Raw genomic sequence first — 14,455 nt, forward strand, 5'->3', positions numbered from 1 at the left:
AGCGGAGAAGAGTGCCCGGAGTACGCGTGCAGGGGGTGGGAGTCGGTCGAGGAGTCGTGACCGGACCGGTGCTTCGCATGCCCGAGCCGTTGCCCGAACCCTCCGAACGCCCGCGCAGCAATACCGCCGCCTGGGAGTTCGCGCGTGCCGAGGAAGCCCTCCTCGCCACCGCCGCCGATCTGACCCGGCACGCCGAACACTCCACCGGGGAGGCTCGCGCGGTGCTCGAGGCGCAGGCGCAGATGGCCCAGGATCCCTCTCTCCTCACCGATGTGCGCTCCCGTATTGCCGCCCAGAAAACCGCCGAGCGGGCAATCTTCGAGGCCTTCCACACCTTCCAGCAGATGCTGCTCTCCATGGGCGGCTACATGGCCGAACGCGCGAGCGACCTCGGCGATCTCTCGCAGCGCACCATCGCCCACCTGCGCGGTGTTGCGATGCCCGGGGTGCCCGAATCGGATACCCCCTTCATCCTCGTCGCGCACGACCTTGCCCCCGCCGACACCGTGGGCCTCAACCTTGGCAAGGTCCTCGGCCTGATCACCAGCGGGGGAAGCCCCACCTCGCACACCGCGATTCTCGCGCGGGCGAAGTCCATCGTCGCCGTGGTCGGAGTGGGGAGTCTGGATGCCCTCAGTGATGGCACCGAGGTACTGCTGGACGCCGCCGAGGGCACCGTTACCATCGAGCCCGAGGATTCCGAGATTCAGGCCGCCCGAAGGCGGCTCGGGCGGCGCCGATCCAAGGTTCCGATCGGCCCCGGTACCCTCGCCGATGACACCCCCATCCCGCTGATGGCAAACCTCACCGCCGCCGCCGAGGCCCCGCGTGCCCGCGAGCTCGGGGCCGAGGGGGTGGGTCTCCTGCGTACCGAACTCCTCTTCCTCGATGCCGAAACCGCGCCGAGTATCGCCGAGCAGGTCGAGCACTATCGCGGAATCTTTGAGGAATTTCCGGGTCGCCGCGTCATCGTGCGCACGCTGGATGCCGGTGCCGATAAGCCACTGGCCTTTCTGCCGGCACGAAGTGACGAACCCAATCCCGCACTGGGTGCGCGCGGGCTGCGCGCCTTCCGAGAAGACAATACGATCCTGCGTAACCAGCTGCGTGCCCTCGCAATCGCAGCAGACGCGACCAGCGCCGAGGTGCGGGTGATGGCACCGATGGTGGCCGATGCCGCCGAAACCGCGGGGTTTGTCCTGTTGGCGCGCGAACTCGGGCTGCGCACCGCCGGGGTTATGGCGGAGGTTCCGTCGGCCGCGCTGCTGGCCGCCCAGATCCTCGGCATCGCCGACTTCATCTCGATCGGTACGAACGATCTCACCCAGTACACCCTCGCCGCGGATCGCCAGCTGGGTGCGCTTGCCGATTATCAGGACCCCTGGCACCCCGCCGTGCTGCGCCTCATTCGCATGATCGGCGACGCCGGTGGGCAGTCCGGAAAACCCGTGGGCGTCTGTGGCGAGGCGGCCGCCGATCCGCTTCTCGCGGTGGTTCTCGTCGGGCTCGGCGTGACCTCACTCTCGATGACGCCGGAAGCGCTCGCCGATGTCCGGACCGAGCTGCGGCAGCACACCCTCGAACACGCACGACTACTCGCGACACGGGCACTCGCGGCATCCACCCCGGCCGAGGCAAGACAGGTAATGCTCGACGGTTAGACACCCAGCGGGTACCATCGTGCCTAAGATGAGTAACTTTGATGCACCACCCCCGCCCGAACAGCCGCCCTACTCGCAGCCGCAGTACGCGCAGAGCCCGCAGTACCCGCAGAATGGCCAGTACCCGCCCTCTCAGAATGCACCGGCACCGGTCGCCAAGGGCATCGCGATCACGGCACTGATTATCGGTATCGTGGCGCTGCTGCTGTCCTTCCTCCCCGTGGTTGGGATCATGGTTGGTGCCATCGCGGTGATCGTCGGAATCGTCGCCCTCGTGATGCGTCAGCCCAAGCGTTTCGGCCTGACCGGTCTCATCCTCGGTGCCGTGGCTGTGATCATCAACGTGCTCGTCACCGTTTTATTCTCGCTCTTGGCCGGGTCGTTTGTGAAGGAGTACGACCGTCTCCAGAGCCCGGCAACCGCGCTTCCCGCTCCCGATGCGACCTCCGAGAACGGAACCGAAAACCGGGTCGAGGCCACCGGTGCACCGGTGGCTCTCGGCACCTCGATCGTGGGTACCGACTACACCGTCGTGATCAATTCGTTCACGCCCAACCAAACCGCCGAGGTACTCGCCGCCGACGAGGAGAACTTCGAGCCGGAGGCGGGGAACGCCTACGCCGTCGTGAACTATACGGTCACCTACACCGGAAGTGCCCAGGGCACCCCGCTGCAGGTGGGCGTGCGCTATGTCACCGCCGCCGGCGAGATCCTTGAGATGGAAGATACCTTCGCGATCGCCCCCGAACCGATGCTTCCGCTGATCGACGTGATGGAGCCCGGAGCTTCGGTGAGTGGAAACATTGCACTCGAGATCCCCGCGGCCGCGGATGGCACGCTGCTGGTGAACGCCGGTGGCAACCATGAGGGAAGCCTCGTCGCAATCCGCTAGCGCACGTTGCCAGAACGGCCCCGTCCTTGATGAGGACGGGGCCGTTCTGCGTTTCACGTGTGCCAGCGCGCTTGCGGCCGGCGTAGCGGGCCTCGCGCGAGAAACCGCGACTAGGACGCGGTGATGTTCACCAGCCAGCCGATCCCGAAGGAGTCGACTAGCATGCCGAAGGTGTCACCCCAGGGAGCGGTTTCGAGCGGGGCCTGCACGGTGGCACCGGGCAGCAGTCCCTCCCAGTAGCCGCGCAGCTCATCGGCGTCCGGGCCGGAGAGCGACACCGAGACGTTGTCACCCACGGTGAGCTCCATGTATGCGGGGGTATCGGAGACCATCAGGGTGAGGCCACCCGGGGTCACGATCATGCCGTGCATGATCTTGTCGGCATCCGAGGGGTCAACCGGCATGCCGGCTTCGCCAAAGGTGGTGAGGGTCAGCTCGCCGCCGAAGATGCCGTGGTAAAACTCAAGCGCCGCACGCGCCTGGCCGCGGAAGTTGATGTAGGGGTTCAGGGAGACGGTCATTGTCGGTCCTCTCGGTCAGGAGCGTGCTGCTCACTGATTCGATTATGAACCCGTCTCCTCCGACACGGAAGGGGCAGTATCGGGATTGGTATCCACGATGCGATGGGTCACGAAGTACCCGATGGTTGCGGCCACGATGGCGGCGGCCAGCGGAAGCCAGGACACCGGCAGATCGAGCGCGGGGCTGCCGCCCACCAGCACCAGGGCAAAGCCGAAGAGGTTTTGCGCGATCAGTAGGGCAGCGAGGTCGCCGCGGCGCTGATCGGGGGTGCGGGTTGCGTGGCCGGTGCGGAACGCCCAGATGGTCACGAGCATGATCAGCCCGATCGCGATCGCCACGTACCAGGTGGGCACGCCGCCGGCCGCCGGTGCGTCATTCCCGCCGAACTGGATCGGGACGGGGCCAGGGACACCCGCGCAGACGAGGGCCCAGAACAGGGCGACGGTCAGAATGATGCGGGGCACCAGCTTCTTGCGGTGGGCGCTGGCGGCGGTGGCGGTCATGGTGTCCCTTTCGACGGTCCCAGCCTACAGGGAACGCAGAACGCCCCGATCCGGGTGGATCGGGGCGTGCTGACCTGGGTTACGGTTGCGGCTACGGCTTCCCGCGCATGATCGCCGACTTGACCTCGGCGATGGCCTGGGTGACCTGGATGCCGCGGGGGCAGGCCTCGGAGCAGTTGAAGGTGGTGCGGCAGCGCCACACACCCTCCTTGTCGTTGAGGATGTCGAGGCGTACCTTGGCCTGGTCGTCGCGGGAGTCGAAGATGAAGCGGTGGGCGTTCACGATCGCGGCGGGGCCGAAGTACTGGCCGTCGGTCCAGAACACGGGGCAGGACGAGGTGCACGCGGCGCACAGGATGCACTTGGTGGTGTCGTCGAAGCGGGCACGGTCGGCTACCGACTGCACGCGCTCCTTACCATTGCCCGGAGTCGAGTTGGCCTGCAGGAACGGCTGCACCTCGCGGAAGGACTCGAAGAAGGGCTCCATGTCGACCACGAGGTCCTTCTCCAGCGGCAGGCCCTTGATGGCCTCCACGTAGATGGGCTTCGTGATGTCGAGGTCCTTGATCAGGGTCTTGCAGGCGAGGCGGTTGCGGCCGTTGATGCGCATGGCATCCGAGCCGCAGATGCCGTGGGCGCAGGAGCGGCGGAAGGTCAGCGAGCCGTCCTGTTCCCACTTGATCTTGTGCAGGGCGTCGAGCACGCGGTCGGTGCCGTAGAGCTCAACGTCGAAGTCCTGCCAGCGCGGCTCCTCGTCTACCTCCGGGTCAAACCGGCGGATGATGAGGGTGACGGTGAAGGACGGAACGGCGTCGGCTGCTGCCGGCGGCTTCTCTGCGGTAGCGGTAGCCACGATTAGTACTTCCTCTCCATCGGCTGGTAGCGGGTAATGACCACGGGCTTCCAGTCGAGCGTGATGTGGTCACCGGCGTCGGCGGAGTGCGGGTCGCCGCTCAGGTACGCCATGGTGTGCTGCATGTAGTTTTCGTCGTCGCGCTTGGGGTAGTCGTCGCGCATGTGGCCGCCGCGGCTCTCCTTGCGGTTGCGGGCGGAGAACACCACGACCTCGGCGAGGTCGAGCAGGAAGCCCAGCTCGATGGCTTCGAGCAGGTCGGTGTTGAAACGCTTGCCCTTGTCCTGCACGCTGATGTTCTTATAGCGTTCGCGCAGCTGGTGGATGGTCTCGGTGACCTCGGCGAGCGACTCATCGGTGCGGAACACCTGGGCACCGCGGTCCATGTGGTCCTGCAGCTCCTTGCGGAGAACGGCCACGCGCTCGGTGCCGGTGCCGGTGCGCACGTGCTCGAGGAGCTCGCGCACCTCCTTGGCGGGGTCTTCGGGCAGCGGCACGAACTCGGCGGTCTTGACGTACTCGACGGCGTTGTTACCGGCGCGCTTACCAAACACGTTGATGTCGAGCAGCGAGTTGGTGCCCAGACGGTTCGAGCCGTGCACGGACACGCAGGCGCACTCGCCGGCGGCGTACAGGCCGGGCACGACGGTGGTGTTGTCGCGCAGCACCTCGGCCTTGACGTTGGTGGGGATACCACCCATGGCGTAGTGCGCGGTGGGCATCACGGGCACGGGTTCCACCACCGGGTCGACACCGAGGTAGGTGCGGGCGAACTCGGTGATGTCGGGCAGCTTGGTCTCGAGGACCTCGGCCCCGAGGTGGGTGCAGTCGAGGTACACGTAGTCCTTGTGCGGGCCGGCACCGCGGCCCTCGGCCACCTCCTGAACCATGCAGCGGGCGACGATGTCACGCGGGGCGAGGTCCTTGATGGTGGGGGCGTAGCGCTCCATGAAGCGCTCACCCGAGGCGTTACGCAGGATCGCGCCCTCACCGCGGGCACCCTCGGTGAGGAGGATGCCGAGGCCGGCGAGGCCGGTCGGGTGGAACTGGAAGAACTCCATGTCCTCCAGCGGGAGGCCCTTGCGCCAGATGATGCCGACACCGTCACCGGTGAGGGTGTGCGCGTTGGAGGTGGTCTTGTAGATCTTGCCGAAGCCACCGGTGGCGAAGATCATGGCCTTTGCCTGGAAGACGTGCAGCTCACCGGTGGAGAGGTCGTAGGCGACCACACCGGAGGGCTGCTTGACGCCGTCTACCTCGGTCATGATGAGGTCGAGTACGTAGAACTCGTTGAAGAAGTTGATGCCGTGCTTGACGCAGTTTTGGTACAGCGTCTGCAGGATCATGTGGCCGGTGCGGTCGGCCGCGTAGCAGGCACGGCGAACCGGGGCCTTACCGTGGTCGCGGGTGTGACCGCCGAAGCGGCGCTGGTCGATCTTGCCCTCGGGGGTGCGGTTGAAGGGCAGGCCCATGTTCTCAAGGTCGATGACCGCGTCGATGGCCTCCTTCGCGAGGATCTCGGCGGCGTCCTGGTCTACCAGGTAATCGCCACCCTTGATCGTGTCGAAGGTGTGCCACTCCCAGGAGTCTTCCTCGACGTTGGCGAGGGCGGCGGCCATGCCGCCCTGGGCCGCACCGGTGTGCGAGCGGGTCGGGTAGAGCTTGGAGATGACGGCGGTCTTGGCGTTCGGGCCGGCCTCGATGGCGGCACGCATGCCGGCACCGCCGGCACCGATGATCACGATGTCGAACTGGTGGTAGTGGACCCCGTCTACGACGGTGGAGCCCTGGGTGTTGTTCGTCACAGAATTATCCAATGTGTGTGATTTTGTGAGGGTGCGCCGCTACTTGGCGGCACACATCTGAATCAGGGCGTCGGAGGACGGGTTTCCGAGGCACGGGTCGAAGGTGAAGACCACGAGCGTGCCGAGGATGATCAGCAGCGCGACGGCGGCGAGGATCGCGATCTTGAGGATGCCACGGGTGGTGCGGCCGCGAGCGTAGTCGTTCACGATGGTGCGCATGCCGTTGCCGCCGTGGATGAGTGCGAGCCACAGCATCGTGACGTCCCACCACTTCCAGAACGGATCGGCCCACTTGCCGGCCACGAAGGCGAAGTTGATGGCGGAGACGCCGGTGCCCTGCCAGAGGTTCACGAAGAGGTGACCGAAGATCAGCACGACCAGCACAACGCCGGAGACGCGCATGTAGAGCCAGCCCCACTTTTCCCAGTTGGTGCCGTTTCCACGGGTGCGCGGGGAGCGGGGTGCCGCGATTTCAGTAGTAGTCATGGCGGGCCTCCTAGTGGCTGAACACGTTGGTCAGGTGCCGCGGCACGAAGGCGAGCATGGTGATGACCCACAGGCCGATCACGATCCAGAACATCAGCTTCTGATAGCGGGTGCCCTTGGACCAGAAGTCCACCAGGATGATCCGCAAACCGTTGAAGGCGTGGAACACGATCGCACCAACGAGGCCGACCTCACCGAGGCCCATGATCGGGGTCTGGTAGGTGCCAATCACGGCGTCATACGCCTCGGGGGATACCCGCACCAGCGCGGTATCGAGTACGTGTACCAATAGGAAAAAGAAGATCGCGACGCCGGTAATGCGGTGGAATACCCAGGACCACATTCCCTCATTGCCGCGGTACAGCGTGCCCGCGGGGCGCGGTTTCTTTTTTGATGCCTTCGGTGGAGTCCCTGCAGTCTGCACTGACACGAACAGCCCTCCCATAATCGTCGAAGCCTCGGTCGACAGCCACACGAGCCGTCGTGCGTCTTTTAGGCGCTATGGACATCCTATGTCGACAATGAGTCGGTTACCGCTTAGGAGACCCTTAGCCCGGGTGAACAGTTCTGGGCTGGTCCCGGTACACGCGCGGAAAATGGCCGTAAATAAGTGTCTGGGTGTCGCGACAGAACCCCGGGATGCGGCACGGTTTCGCCTCGCCGGGGCTAACTGCCAGCACCCGGGGCGCGCTCCGGCTACCCTGGAACCATGAAACCCGCACTCGATCGCTTCTTTAGCGTGATTCCGGCCGGGGGTGTGGGGTCTCGTCTGTGGCCGCTCTCCCGCGCCGATGCGCCGAAGTTCCTGCACGACCTGACCGGTTCCGGCTCGACCCTGCTCCGCGCCACCTGGGACCGCCTCGCACCCATCGGCGGCGACCAGCGCATCATGGTCGTCACCGGTCGTGCTCACCGTGCCGCCGTAGAATCTCAGCTGCCGGGCCTCGCCGATGAGAACATCGTGCTCGAGGCCGATCCCCGTGAATCCACCGTGGCCATTGCCCTCGCCGCCGCCATCCTGGTGCGCCGCGACCCCGACGTCATCATCGGATCCTTTGCCGCCGACCACGTGATCAGCGGCGACCGCCTCTTCCGATCCGCGGTCTCCGAGGCCGTGCACGCGGCCGATGCGGGCTATATTGCCGCGATCGGCATCACCCCCACCGAACCCGCGGTGGGCTTTGGCTACATCAAGGTGGCCGAGGAGCTCAACATCACCGATGCTCCGAGCGCCCACGCGGTGGAGTGCTTCGTCGAGAAGCCCGACCTCGCCCGCGCCCAGGAGTACCTCGCCGATGGTGGATACCTGTGGAACGCCGCAATGTTCATCACCCGTGCCGACGTGCTACTTGAGGAACTGGGTCGTACCGAACCGGAGCTTCGCGCCGCAATCGTGGAGCTCGCGGCAGCCTGGGATGACCCCGCAACGCGTGGCCCCGCGGTGGACCGCATCTGGCCCACGCTCAAGAAGATCGCGATCGACTACTCGGTGGCCGAGCCCGCCGCTGCCGCCGGTCGCCTCGCGGTGATTCCCGGCGCATTCAAGTGGGACGATGTGGGCGACTTCGCCTCGCTCGCCAAGCTCAACACCGGCGGTGCCGGCGGAGACCTCGCCATCCTGGGTGAAAATGCACGCGTCCTGGCGGATGCCTCGAGCGGCATTGTGGTGAGCGAAACCGATCGCGTCATCAGCCTCATCGGTGTGAAGAACATCGTCGTGGTGGATACCCCGGACGCCCTGCTGGTCACCACCAGCGAGCACGCCCAGCGCGTGAAGTCCGTCGTGGATGCGCTGAAGATCTCCGGTCGGAACGACCTGCTGTAGGACTAACCAGGACAGCTTAGAAGCCCGCGCACGCCCACCCGCCTGCGCGGGCTTTTTGCACCCCGAGATCAGCGGGCGTTCAGGCTCGCCGTGGGGGAGCGACGCCTCGATGAACGGTGCTCGATTTGCCCTGTCGTTTCGGGGATGTCGCGGGTAGACTTTGCCGGGTGAGTACCTCGGATAACTACACCCTGCCCGGCGGCATCAACCTGCGGGCGCTGCCCAAGGTGTCGCTGCACGATCACCTGGACGGCGGCGTACGCCCGCAGACCATTCTGGATCTCGCCGCGGCCGCCGGTGTGGAACCCCCGGTGGACACGGCCGAGGAGCTCGCCGAGTGGTTCATCGACCAGGCCAGCGCCGGAAATCTTCCCGCCTACCTCGAAACCTTTGACCTCACGATCTCCGTGCTGCAGACGGCCGATGCCCTCGCCCGGGTCGCGCGTGAGTTCGTGCACGACCTCGCCGAGGACGGTGTGATCTATGCCGAGATCCGCTGGGCACCCGAGCAGCACCTGCGCGGTGGCCTGACCCTGGATCGTGCCGTGGAGGCCGTCGAGCAGGGTCTCGAACGCGGCGTGGATGATGTGCGCCGCGGTGGCCGTGAGATCGAGGTGGGGCAGCTCATCACCGCGATGCGTCACGCCGATCGAGCCCTGGAAATCGCCGAACTCGCGGTGCGCCACCGCGAGCGGGGCGTGGTTGGTTTCGACATCGCCGGTGCGGAGGATGGCTTCCCGCCCGCACGGCACCGTCTCGCCTTCGACTACCTGGCGCAGAACCACTTCCCGGTCACGGTGCACGCCGGCGAGGCCGCGGGCCTCGACTCCATTCGCGGCGCGCTCTTTGACGGCCGCGCGCTGCGCATCGGCCACGGTGTGCGCCTGGCCGAGGACATCGAGATCCGTCGTACCGAGGGTGACAACACGTACGTGACCATGGGGGAGCTTGCCCACTGGATCAACGACCGCGAGATCGCGCTCGAGCTGAGCCCATCCTCCAACCTCCAGACCGGCGCGATCGACGCCTGGGGAGATGAGCTCGAGGACCACCCGTTCGACCTCCTGTATCAGCTGGGTTTCAGCGTGACGGTCAATGTGGATAACCGCACGGTCACCGGTACCTCGCTTACCCGTGAGCTCGCGCTGCTCGCCGACGCATTCGAATACGACCTCGAAGACCTCGAGATTTTCCAGCTGAACGCGGCCGCCGCGGCGTTCATGCCCACCGAGGACCGCGAATATCTGACCGAGCGCATTCGTGCAGGTTTCGACGCCGCCGCGGATGCTTAGCGTGAGTTCTCCCAATTCCGGCGGCGAGAACCGATAGCCTGGAGTTATCAGACCGCCGCTCCATCGTGATTCAGTGAGGATCCCATGCCGCTACCCCCGCTCCCCGACGCCGCGATCAACCTGCACGCGGGCGCAGGTGACTGGCGTGGCGCGGTCCGGCTGGCCGGCGACGCCCTGACCGAGGGCGGCTTCACGACCGAGGCCTACGCCGATCGCATGATCGAGGTCATCGAGGAGTTTGGCGCCTACGTGGTGATCGCTCCGGGCCTCGCCCTCGCCCACGCCCGGCCAGGCCCCGACGTGCTGCGCTCCGGCATCGCCGTCGTGACCCTTGCTGAGCCCGTGGTCTTCGGCCACCCGCACAACGATCCGGTGAACGTCCTGATTGGTCTTGCCGTGACCGGCACCGAGGAGCACGTCACCACCGTGGCCGAGCTCGCCAACGTCTTCAACAATGCCGACTCGATCCCCGCCCTCGCGGCAGCCCCCACTGCGGAGCGTGTTCGCGAGATTCTCGGGGCGCGCGCCGCCGAATAGAGGGGGTCAACCATGATGCACATCGTTGCAATCTGTGGTGCCGGGGTGGGAACATCCGGCATCCTCAAGGTGAACGCCGAGCGTGCGCTGGCACGCCTGGGCCGCGAGGCCACGGTGACCGCGAGCGACGCCGCCTCGGTCCAGACCGCCGCCGCGGACGCTCAGATCATCCTCACCTCACCCGAGCTCGTGCACGCGATCGGCAAGACCTACGCGGAAATCATCGTGGTGAACAACTACTTTGATCTCGACGAGCTGGCCGAAAAGCTCGAGGAAGCCCTGAGCTAGCGGCCCGTCCGCTGAGCGAAACCATCTGCTGGGGCGTAGAGAACGTCCCGCACGCGCAGTGTCTGGGCAAAGGTCGCATACGGATAGAGCCGTACCGCCGGGATCTGCTTCAGCGGCTCGGGCAGGGTCTCGATGGCCTCTGCGACCGCCGGTTGCAGACGCGCCGCGATTCCCAGCGCGAAATCGTCGAGGTAGCCGTTAGGCAGCGCGGAATCCCGTTCGAGGAGGCGGAGGCTCTCCGTACCGAACTCGCCGATTGTCGCTGCACCACCCACACCGAACGCGAGCTGCACCCCGTCATAGGCCCTGTAGTCCTTGGCCAGTACCAGATTTGGCAGCTCGAAGGGGAGTGCCGTGTTGAGGTCATAGAGCGGCGAGAGAAATGACTGATCGGGCAGGTGGGTGAGTGAGTAGTTCTTCGAGTGGCCGTCATTGTGGCCGATGATCCAGGAGAAAACGAGGCTTTCCGCAAAGTGTCGCTTTGCAGTCTTCGCCTGTTCCGGCGCGAGATCGCGATCGAGGCTCGCAAAGATGTCGGGATAGGTGGGCCCCGCATCTCGCTCGAACTTGTTGATAAATGAGGTGCCCGTGGCCTGGGCGAGGTCTTCCTGGTGGATCCGCACGGAGGAGCCCGGGGTAGGAAGGCGGTCGAAGCGCTCAACGATCAGCACGTGCTCATCGTTGAAGATGCCAATTTCGGTATTCGCCACGTTCAGGCCCAGCGTTCGCGCCACCCGCATGGTGATGTGCTCGGTGACATCAGACCCCGTGAGGGCGTGTACGCCGGGTTTGAAAATATGGGTGGAGGGGTGGCGACCAGTGGGGTCGAACCAGCGGCCGTCGTGCCGGGCCAGGGCGAACTTCCCCTGGGTACCACCGAGAGAGAATCCGTTGCCAACTTCCCGGTGTTCACGCCAGTCGGAGTCATCGTTTCTGATCTGGCGGATGCGCACCGCAATCGTTTCGTCGGTGGCCGGCGAGAGCTCGGCCTCGGTGCGTGCGGGAATGTTGTGGGGGGAGAACTCGAGGGCACCGGCGACGTCGGCTCCGTAGACGGAGAGTAGATCGAACGCGCTATCGCTGGTGAGTTTTGCCTCGCGTGCCCACCTGGTTTTGACATCGGGGCGGTCCGGGAGGAGGTTCTCGAGGAACCTCCGTGTCGTTTCGCTCGGCGCGACGCCCGCGATCACGGGGAGTTGCACCGAGATCGGAACGGGGGACTCGCTGTCAACGTAGTCCGGCAGATAGCGCAACTGCAGATTCGCGCCCCGTCTTGTGACGGTGGCGACACGGCGTTCGTAGAGGTAGATATCGAGGGTATCGGCCACTATTTCCCCCGCCCGCGATCCGGGTCTCCGGCGTGAATGGCCGCGTTGAGTTGGGCTCTGCGGGCGGCCTGATCCTCGAGCGCGGGTGCAGCATTGTCGGGATTCCGATCGGCCGCGCCCCCGTAGGTTTGAAACCACAGGGCGGTGAGGGGGGAGGCCTTCGGCTCGCTGTGCTGCGTCTAATCGGCCGGGGCCGCGTCGAGTCGAATGCTGAGCTTCTCGAAGATGCGAAGAATGGTGTCGAATGCTACGCCGCTGTGGCCGCGCTCGATTCGCGCCAGCGACTGCCGGGTGATCCCGGCGGCGTCGGCGACGTCCTGCTGGGTGAGGCGCTGAGTCTGGCGCTGCGTTTTGATGAGCCGAGCCAGGTCGGCGGGCTTCTGAATGAACACGGTACCTCCCACGCTCAACCATGAGATAAAAACAACACGGCGTAGATGTTCGTTAGATCTAACATGAGGGTGATGTTAGGTAAAGCGAACATCGGACCCATGTTTGAAATAGCGAACAAGAGAGGAGGCCGAGCGCTTGCCCGGACGGGCAAAAGGGGCCGGGTGGAGTGATCCACCCGGCCCCTCGGCGTTGCTCGCGCTACTCCGAGACGAGCTCGGTGAGGTCGGCGCGGATCTCGACCAGGCTGTCGAGGACGCTCGCATCCTCGCCGCGAACGTCGAGGTAGAACTTCACCTTGGGTTCGGTGCCGCTCGGGCGGATCATGATGCGGGCACCGTCGGAGAGCTCCCAGCGCAGGGCGTTGGTGCCCGGGCGGGTGGCCGTTGCGATCGAGAGGTCTTCGATCTTCACGATCTCCCGGCTGCCCAGGAGGACGGGCGGGGTCTCGCGCAGGCGTGCCATGAGGGCGGGGATCTGCGCGAGGTTCGTGAATCGGATCGAGAGCTGGTCGCTGCCGAAGTGGCCAAAGCGGGCGGCGAACTCGTCGAGCATGTCGCCCAGGGTGCGCCCCTCCTCGGCCGCGGCACCGGCGAGCTCAAGCACGGCGAGGCCGGCGGAGATTCCGTCCTTGTCGTGCACGGTGTCCGGGTTGACGAGGTATCCGATGGCCTCCTCGTAGCCGAACAGCAGGTGAGGAACGCGGGAGACCCACTTGAACCCGGTGAGGGTTTCGGAGAAGTCGAGCTGATACTGGCGGGCGACTTCGGCCAGCGCCGGAGAGGACACGATCGTGCAGGCCAGTGCGCCGTGGCGGCCGGCGGCACGGGCGCGCTCGGCGGCACGCCAGCCGAGCAACCAGCCAATCTGATTACCGGTCAGCTGGCGGTAGCCGCCGGGGGCCGAGGTGTCTGGAATCGCGACCGAGCAGCGGTCGGCGTCCGGGTCGTTGGCGATGATGAGGTCGGCACCGTGCTCGCGGGCGGTCTCGATCGCGAGGTCAAGGGCACCGGGCTCCTCGGGGTTCGGGAAGGCGACCGTGGGGAACGCGGCATCCGGGTCGCGCTGGGCGACAACGGCGATGGGCTCGGGCAGGCCGGCCTCGGCCACCACGGCGGCGAAGGTTTCCCAACCCACGCCGTGCATCGCGGTGTACACCACGCGCAGGGGCTGCGGGGTCTGGTCTACCAGTGTGGCGGTGGCGCGCACATAGGCGTCAATGACGGCCTCGTCGGCGATCGCATACTCGGTGGAGCGGGGGAGGTCGGGCACGCGCTCCTCGGTCGCCACGCGCAGGATCTGGGTGGCGATCTCGGCGTCAACCGGGGCGACGATCTGCGAGCCGGCGTCCTCATCGCCGAGGTACACCTTGTATCCGTTGTCCGCGGGCGGGTTGTGGCTCGCGGTGACCATGATGCCGGCGCTGGTGTCGAGCTGGCGCACGGCGAAGGCGAGCACCGGGGTGGGCAGCGGGCGCGGCAGCACGGTGACGCGAATGCCGAGGCCGGCGAGCAGCTCGGCGCTATCACGCGCGAAGACGTCCGAGTTTTTGCGGCCGTCGTAGCCGATGACCACGCTGGGGGTGGTGTCTCCGCCACGGGCGTTCAGGAACGCCCCGATGCCGGCCGCGGCCTGGGAGACCAGGACGCGGTTCATTCGGTTGGAGCCGGCCTCCACGCGGCCACGCAGGCCAGCGGTGCCAAACTCGAGCCGGCCGGCGAAGCGGTCGGCGAGATCGGCTCGGGCGGCGGAGTCTCCGCCGCGGACGGCCTCCAGGATGCTGGAGAGCTCATCGCGGGTTTCGGCATCCGGGTCCTGGGCGAGCCACGCCTCGGCGCGCTCAAGGAGATCGGTGCACACCGGAATCGAACCGGTCGTCTCGGCGCTCATCGGCGTCCGCCGGTCAGGCTCGGGGTAATCGTCGCAGTTTGCATGGTCCCCATGCTAACCGGCACGAGCGCAAAACACCCCGTGACGCGGGGTGTTAACGTGGACGGCGGCGGTGTGGATAACCCACACCGCCGCCGATTGTCGCATCGCGTGCGCTAGATTACAGCCCGAGTCCGAGCCGTT

At 66.1% G+C, this 14,455-nt stretch carries 15 protein-coding genes; 6 read left to right on the forward strand and 9 right to left on the reverse strand.

What is annotated here, in order from left to right:
• Positions 1 to 26 precede the first annotated feature (26 nt).
• Together ptsP and D9V32_RS07180 are read left to right on the forward strand one after the other, a co-directional pair.
• Positions 27 to 1,661: a phosphoenolpyruvate--protein phosphotransferase gene (ptsP, locus tag D9V32_RS07175; protein WP_281272133.1), complete on the forward strand. Its 1,635-nt coding sequence runs from the start codon at positions 27 to 29 to the stop codon at positions 1,659 to 1,661.
• 28 nt (positions 1,662 to 1,689) lie between these two features.
• A complete protein-coding gene (locus tag D9V32_RS07180; RefSeq protein WP_121648226.1) occupies positions 1,690 to 2,553 on the forward strand; it encodes a DUF4190 domain-containing protein in 864 nt (287 codons plus the stop codon).
• Between the two features lie 110 nt (positions 2,554 to 2,663).
• Here the strand turns inward: D9V32_RS07180 and D9V32_RS07185 are convergent, their stop codons facing one another.
• The 6 genes from D9V32_RS07185 to sdhC all read right to left on the reverse strand — a co-directional run bounded on the left by D9V32_RS07185 (position 2,664) and on the right by sdhC (position 7,152).
• The gene (locus D9V32_RS07185) at positions 2,664 to 3,074 is read right to left on the reverse strand and encodes a VOC family protein (RefSeq protein ID WP_121648227.1); all 411 of its coding nucleotides are present in this window, start codon (positions 3,072 to 3,074) and stop codon (positions 2,664 to 2,666) included.
• Positions 3,075 to 3,116: 42 nt separating this feature from the next.
• Entirely contained in the window at positions 3,117 to 3,578 is a 462-nt protein-coding gene (locus D9V32_RS07190) for a hypothetical protein (RefSeq protein ID WP_121648228.1), read from the reverse strand.
• A 91-nt stretch (positions 3,579 to 3,669) separates the two neighbouring features.
• Positions 3,670 to 4,431 carry a succinate dehydrogenase iron-sulfur subunit gene (locus tag D9V32_RS07195; protein ID WP_121648229.1) on the reverse strand — a complete coding sequence of 254 codons (762 nt, stop codon included), beginning with the start codon at positions 4,429 to 4,431 and terminating at the stop codon, positions 3,670 to 3,672.
• Between the two features lie 2 nt (positions 4,432 to 4,433).
• Positions 4,434 to 6,236, reverse strand: a complete 1,803-nt coding sequence (gene sdhA, locus D9V32_RS07200; protein WP_121648230.1) for a succinate dehydrogenase flavoprotein subunit — start codon at positions 6,234 to 6,236, stop codon at positions 4,434 to 4,436.
• Positions 6,237 to 6,275: 39 nt separating this feature from the next.
• A complete protein-coding gene (locus D9V32_RS07205) occupies positions 6,276 to 6,722 on the reverse strand; it encodes a succinate dehydrogenase hydrophobic membrane anchor subunit (RefSeq protein ID WP_121648231.1) in 447 nt (148 codons plus the stop codon).
• A gap of 10 nt (positions 6,723 to 6,732) precedes the next feature.
• On the reverse strand, positions 6,733 to 7,152 hold the full coding sequence (gene sdhC, locus D9V32_RS07210; protein WP_281272131.1) for a succinate dehydrogenase, cytochrome b556 subunit: 420 nt from the start codon (positions 7,150 to 7,152) through the stop codon (positions 6,733 to 6,735).
• 279 nt (positions 7,153 to 7,431) lie between these two features.
• Between sdhC and D9V32_RS07215 the strand changes: the two genes are divergently transcribed.
• The 4 genes from D9V32_RS07215 (at position 7,432) to D9V32_RS07230 (ending at position 10,664) form a co-directional block, all read left to right on the forward strand.
• Entirely contained in the window at positions 7,432 to 8,547 is a 1,116-nt protein-coding gene (locus D9V32_RS07215) for a mannose-1-phosphate guanylyltransferase (protein WP_121648233.1), read from the forward strand.
• A 167-nt stretch (positions 8,548 to 8,714) separates the two neighbouring features.
• Positions 8,715 to 9,839 carry an adenosine deaminase gene (locus tag D9V32_RS07220; protein ID WP_121648234.1) on the forward strand — a complete coding sequence of 375 codons (1,125 nt, stop codon included), beginning with the start codon at positions 8,715 to 8,717 and terminating at the stop codon, positions 9,837 to 9,839.
• An 84-nt stretch (positions 9,840 to 9,923) separates the two neighbouring features.
• Entirely contained in the window at positions 9,924 to 10,376 is a 453-nt protein-coding gene (locus D9V32_RS07225) for a PTS sugar transporter subunit IIA (RefSeq protein ID WP_121648235.1), read from the forward strand.
• Between the two features lie 15 nt (positions 10,377 to 10,391).
• Positions 10,392 to 10,664, forward strand: a complete 273-nt coding sequence (locus D9V32_RS07230) for a PTS sugar transporter subunit IIB (protein ID WP_121648439.1) — start codon at positions 10,392 to 10,394, stop codon at positions 10,662 to 10,664.
• On the opposite strand, the gene D9V32_RS16030 is transcribed toward D9V32_RS07230, so the two are convergent.
• From D9V32_RS16030 to D9V32_RS07255, 3 genes are all read right to left on the reverse strand, one after another.
• Positions 10,661 to 11,992, reverse strand: a complete 1,332-nt coding sequence (locus D9V32_RS16030; protein WP_183086218.1) for a HipA domain-containing protein — start codon at positions 11,990 to 11,992, stop codon at positions 10,661 to 10,663. The genes D9V32_RS07230 and D9V32_RS16030 overlap by 4 nt on opposite strands.
• A gap of 179 nt (positions 11,993 to 12,171) precedes the next feature.
• Positions 12,172 to 12,384 carry a helix-turn-helix domain-containing protein gene (locus tag D9V32_RS16210; protein WP_183086219.1) on the reverse strand — a complete coding sequence of 71 codons (213 nt, stop codon included), beginning with the start codon at positions 12,382 to 12,384 and terminating at the stop codon, positions 12,172 to 12,174.
• Between the two features lie 199 nt (positions 12,385 to 12,583).
• Positions 12,584 to 14,272: a phospho-sugar mutase gene (locus D9V32_RS07255; protein WP_121648238.1), complete on the reverse strand. Its 1,689-nt coding sequence runs from the start codon at positions 14,270 to 14,272 to the stop codon at positions 12,584 to 12,586.
• Positions 14,273 to 14,455 lie beyond the last annotated feature (183 nt).

This window comes from Mycetocola tolaasinivorans, from assembly GCF_003667565.1.
Taxonomy (GTDB): domain Bacteria; phylum Actinomycetota; class Actinomycetes; order Actinomycetales; family Microbacteriaceae; genus Mycetocola; species Mycetocola tolaasinivorans.

Coding starts and splice junctions, on each gene's coding strand:
- D9V32_RS07180 (WP_121648226.1), top strand. CDS start 1,690: ATGAGTAACTTTGATGCACCACCCCCGCCCGAACAGCCGCCCTACTCG.
- D9V32_RS07185 (WP_121648227.1), bottom strand. CDS start 3,074: ATGACCGTCTCCCTGAACCCCTACATCAACTTCCGCGGCCAGGCGCGT.
- D9V32_RS07190 (WP_121648228.1), bottom strand. CDS start 3,578: ATGACCGCCACCGCCGCCAGCGCCCACCGCAAGAAGCTGGTGCCCCGC.
- D9V32_RS07205 (WP_121648231.1), bottom strand. CDS start 6,722: ATGACTACTACTGAAATCGCGGCACCCCGCTCCCCGCGCACCCGTGGA.
- D9V32_RS07215 (WP_121648233.1), top strand. CDS start 7,432: ATGAAACCCGCACTCGATCGCTTCTTTAGCGTGATTCCGGCCGGGGGT.
- D9V32_RS07225 (WP_121648235.1), top strand. CDS start 9,924: ATGCCGCTACCCCCGCTCCCCGACGCCGCGATCAACCTGCACGCGGGC.
- D9V32_RS07230 (WP_121648439.1), top strand. CDS start 10,392: ATGCACATCGTTGCAATCTGTGGTGCCGGGGTGGGAACATCCGGCATC.
- D9V32_RS07255 (WP_121648238.1), bottom strand. CDS start 14,272: ATGAGCGCCGAGACGACCGGTTCGATTCCGGTGTGCACCGATCTCCTT.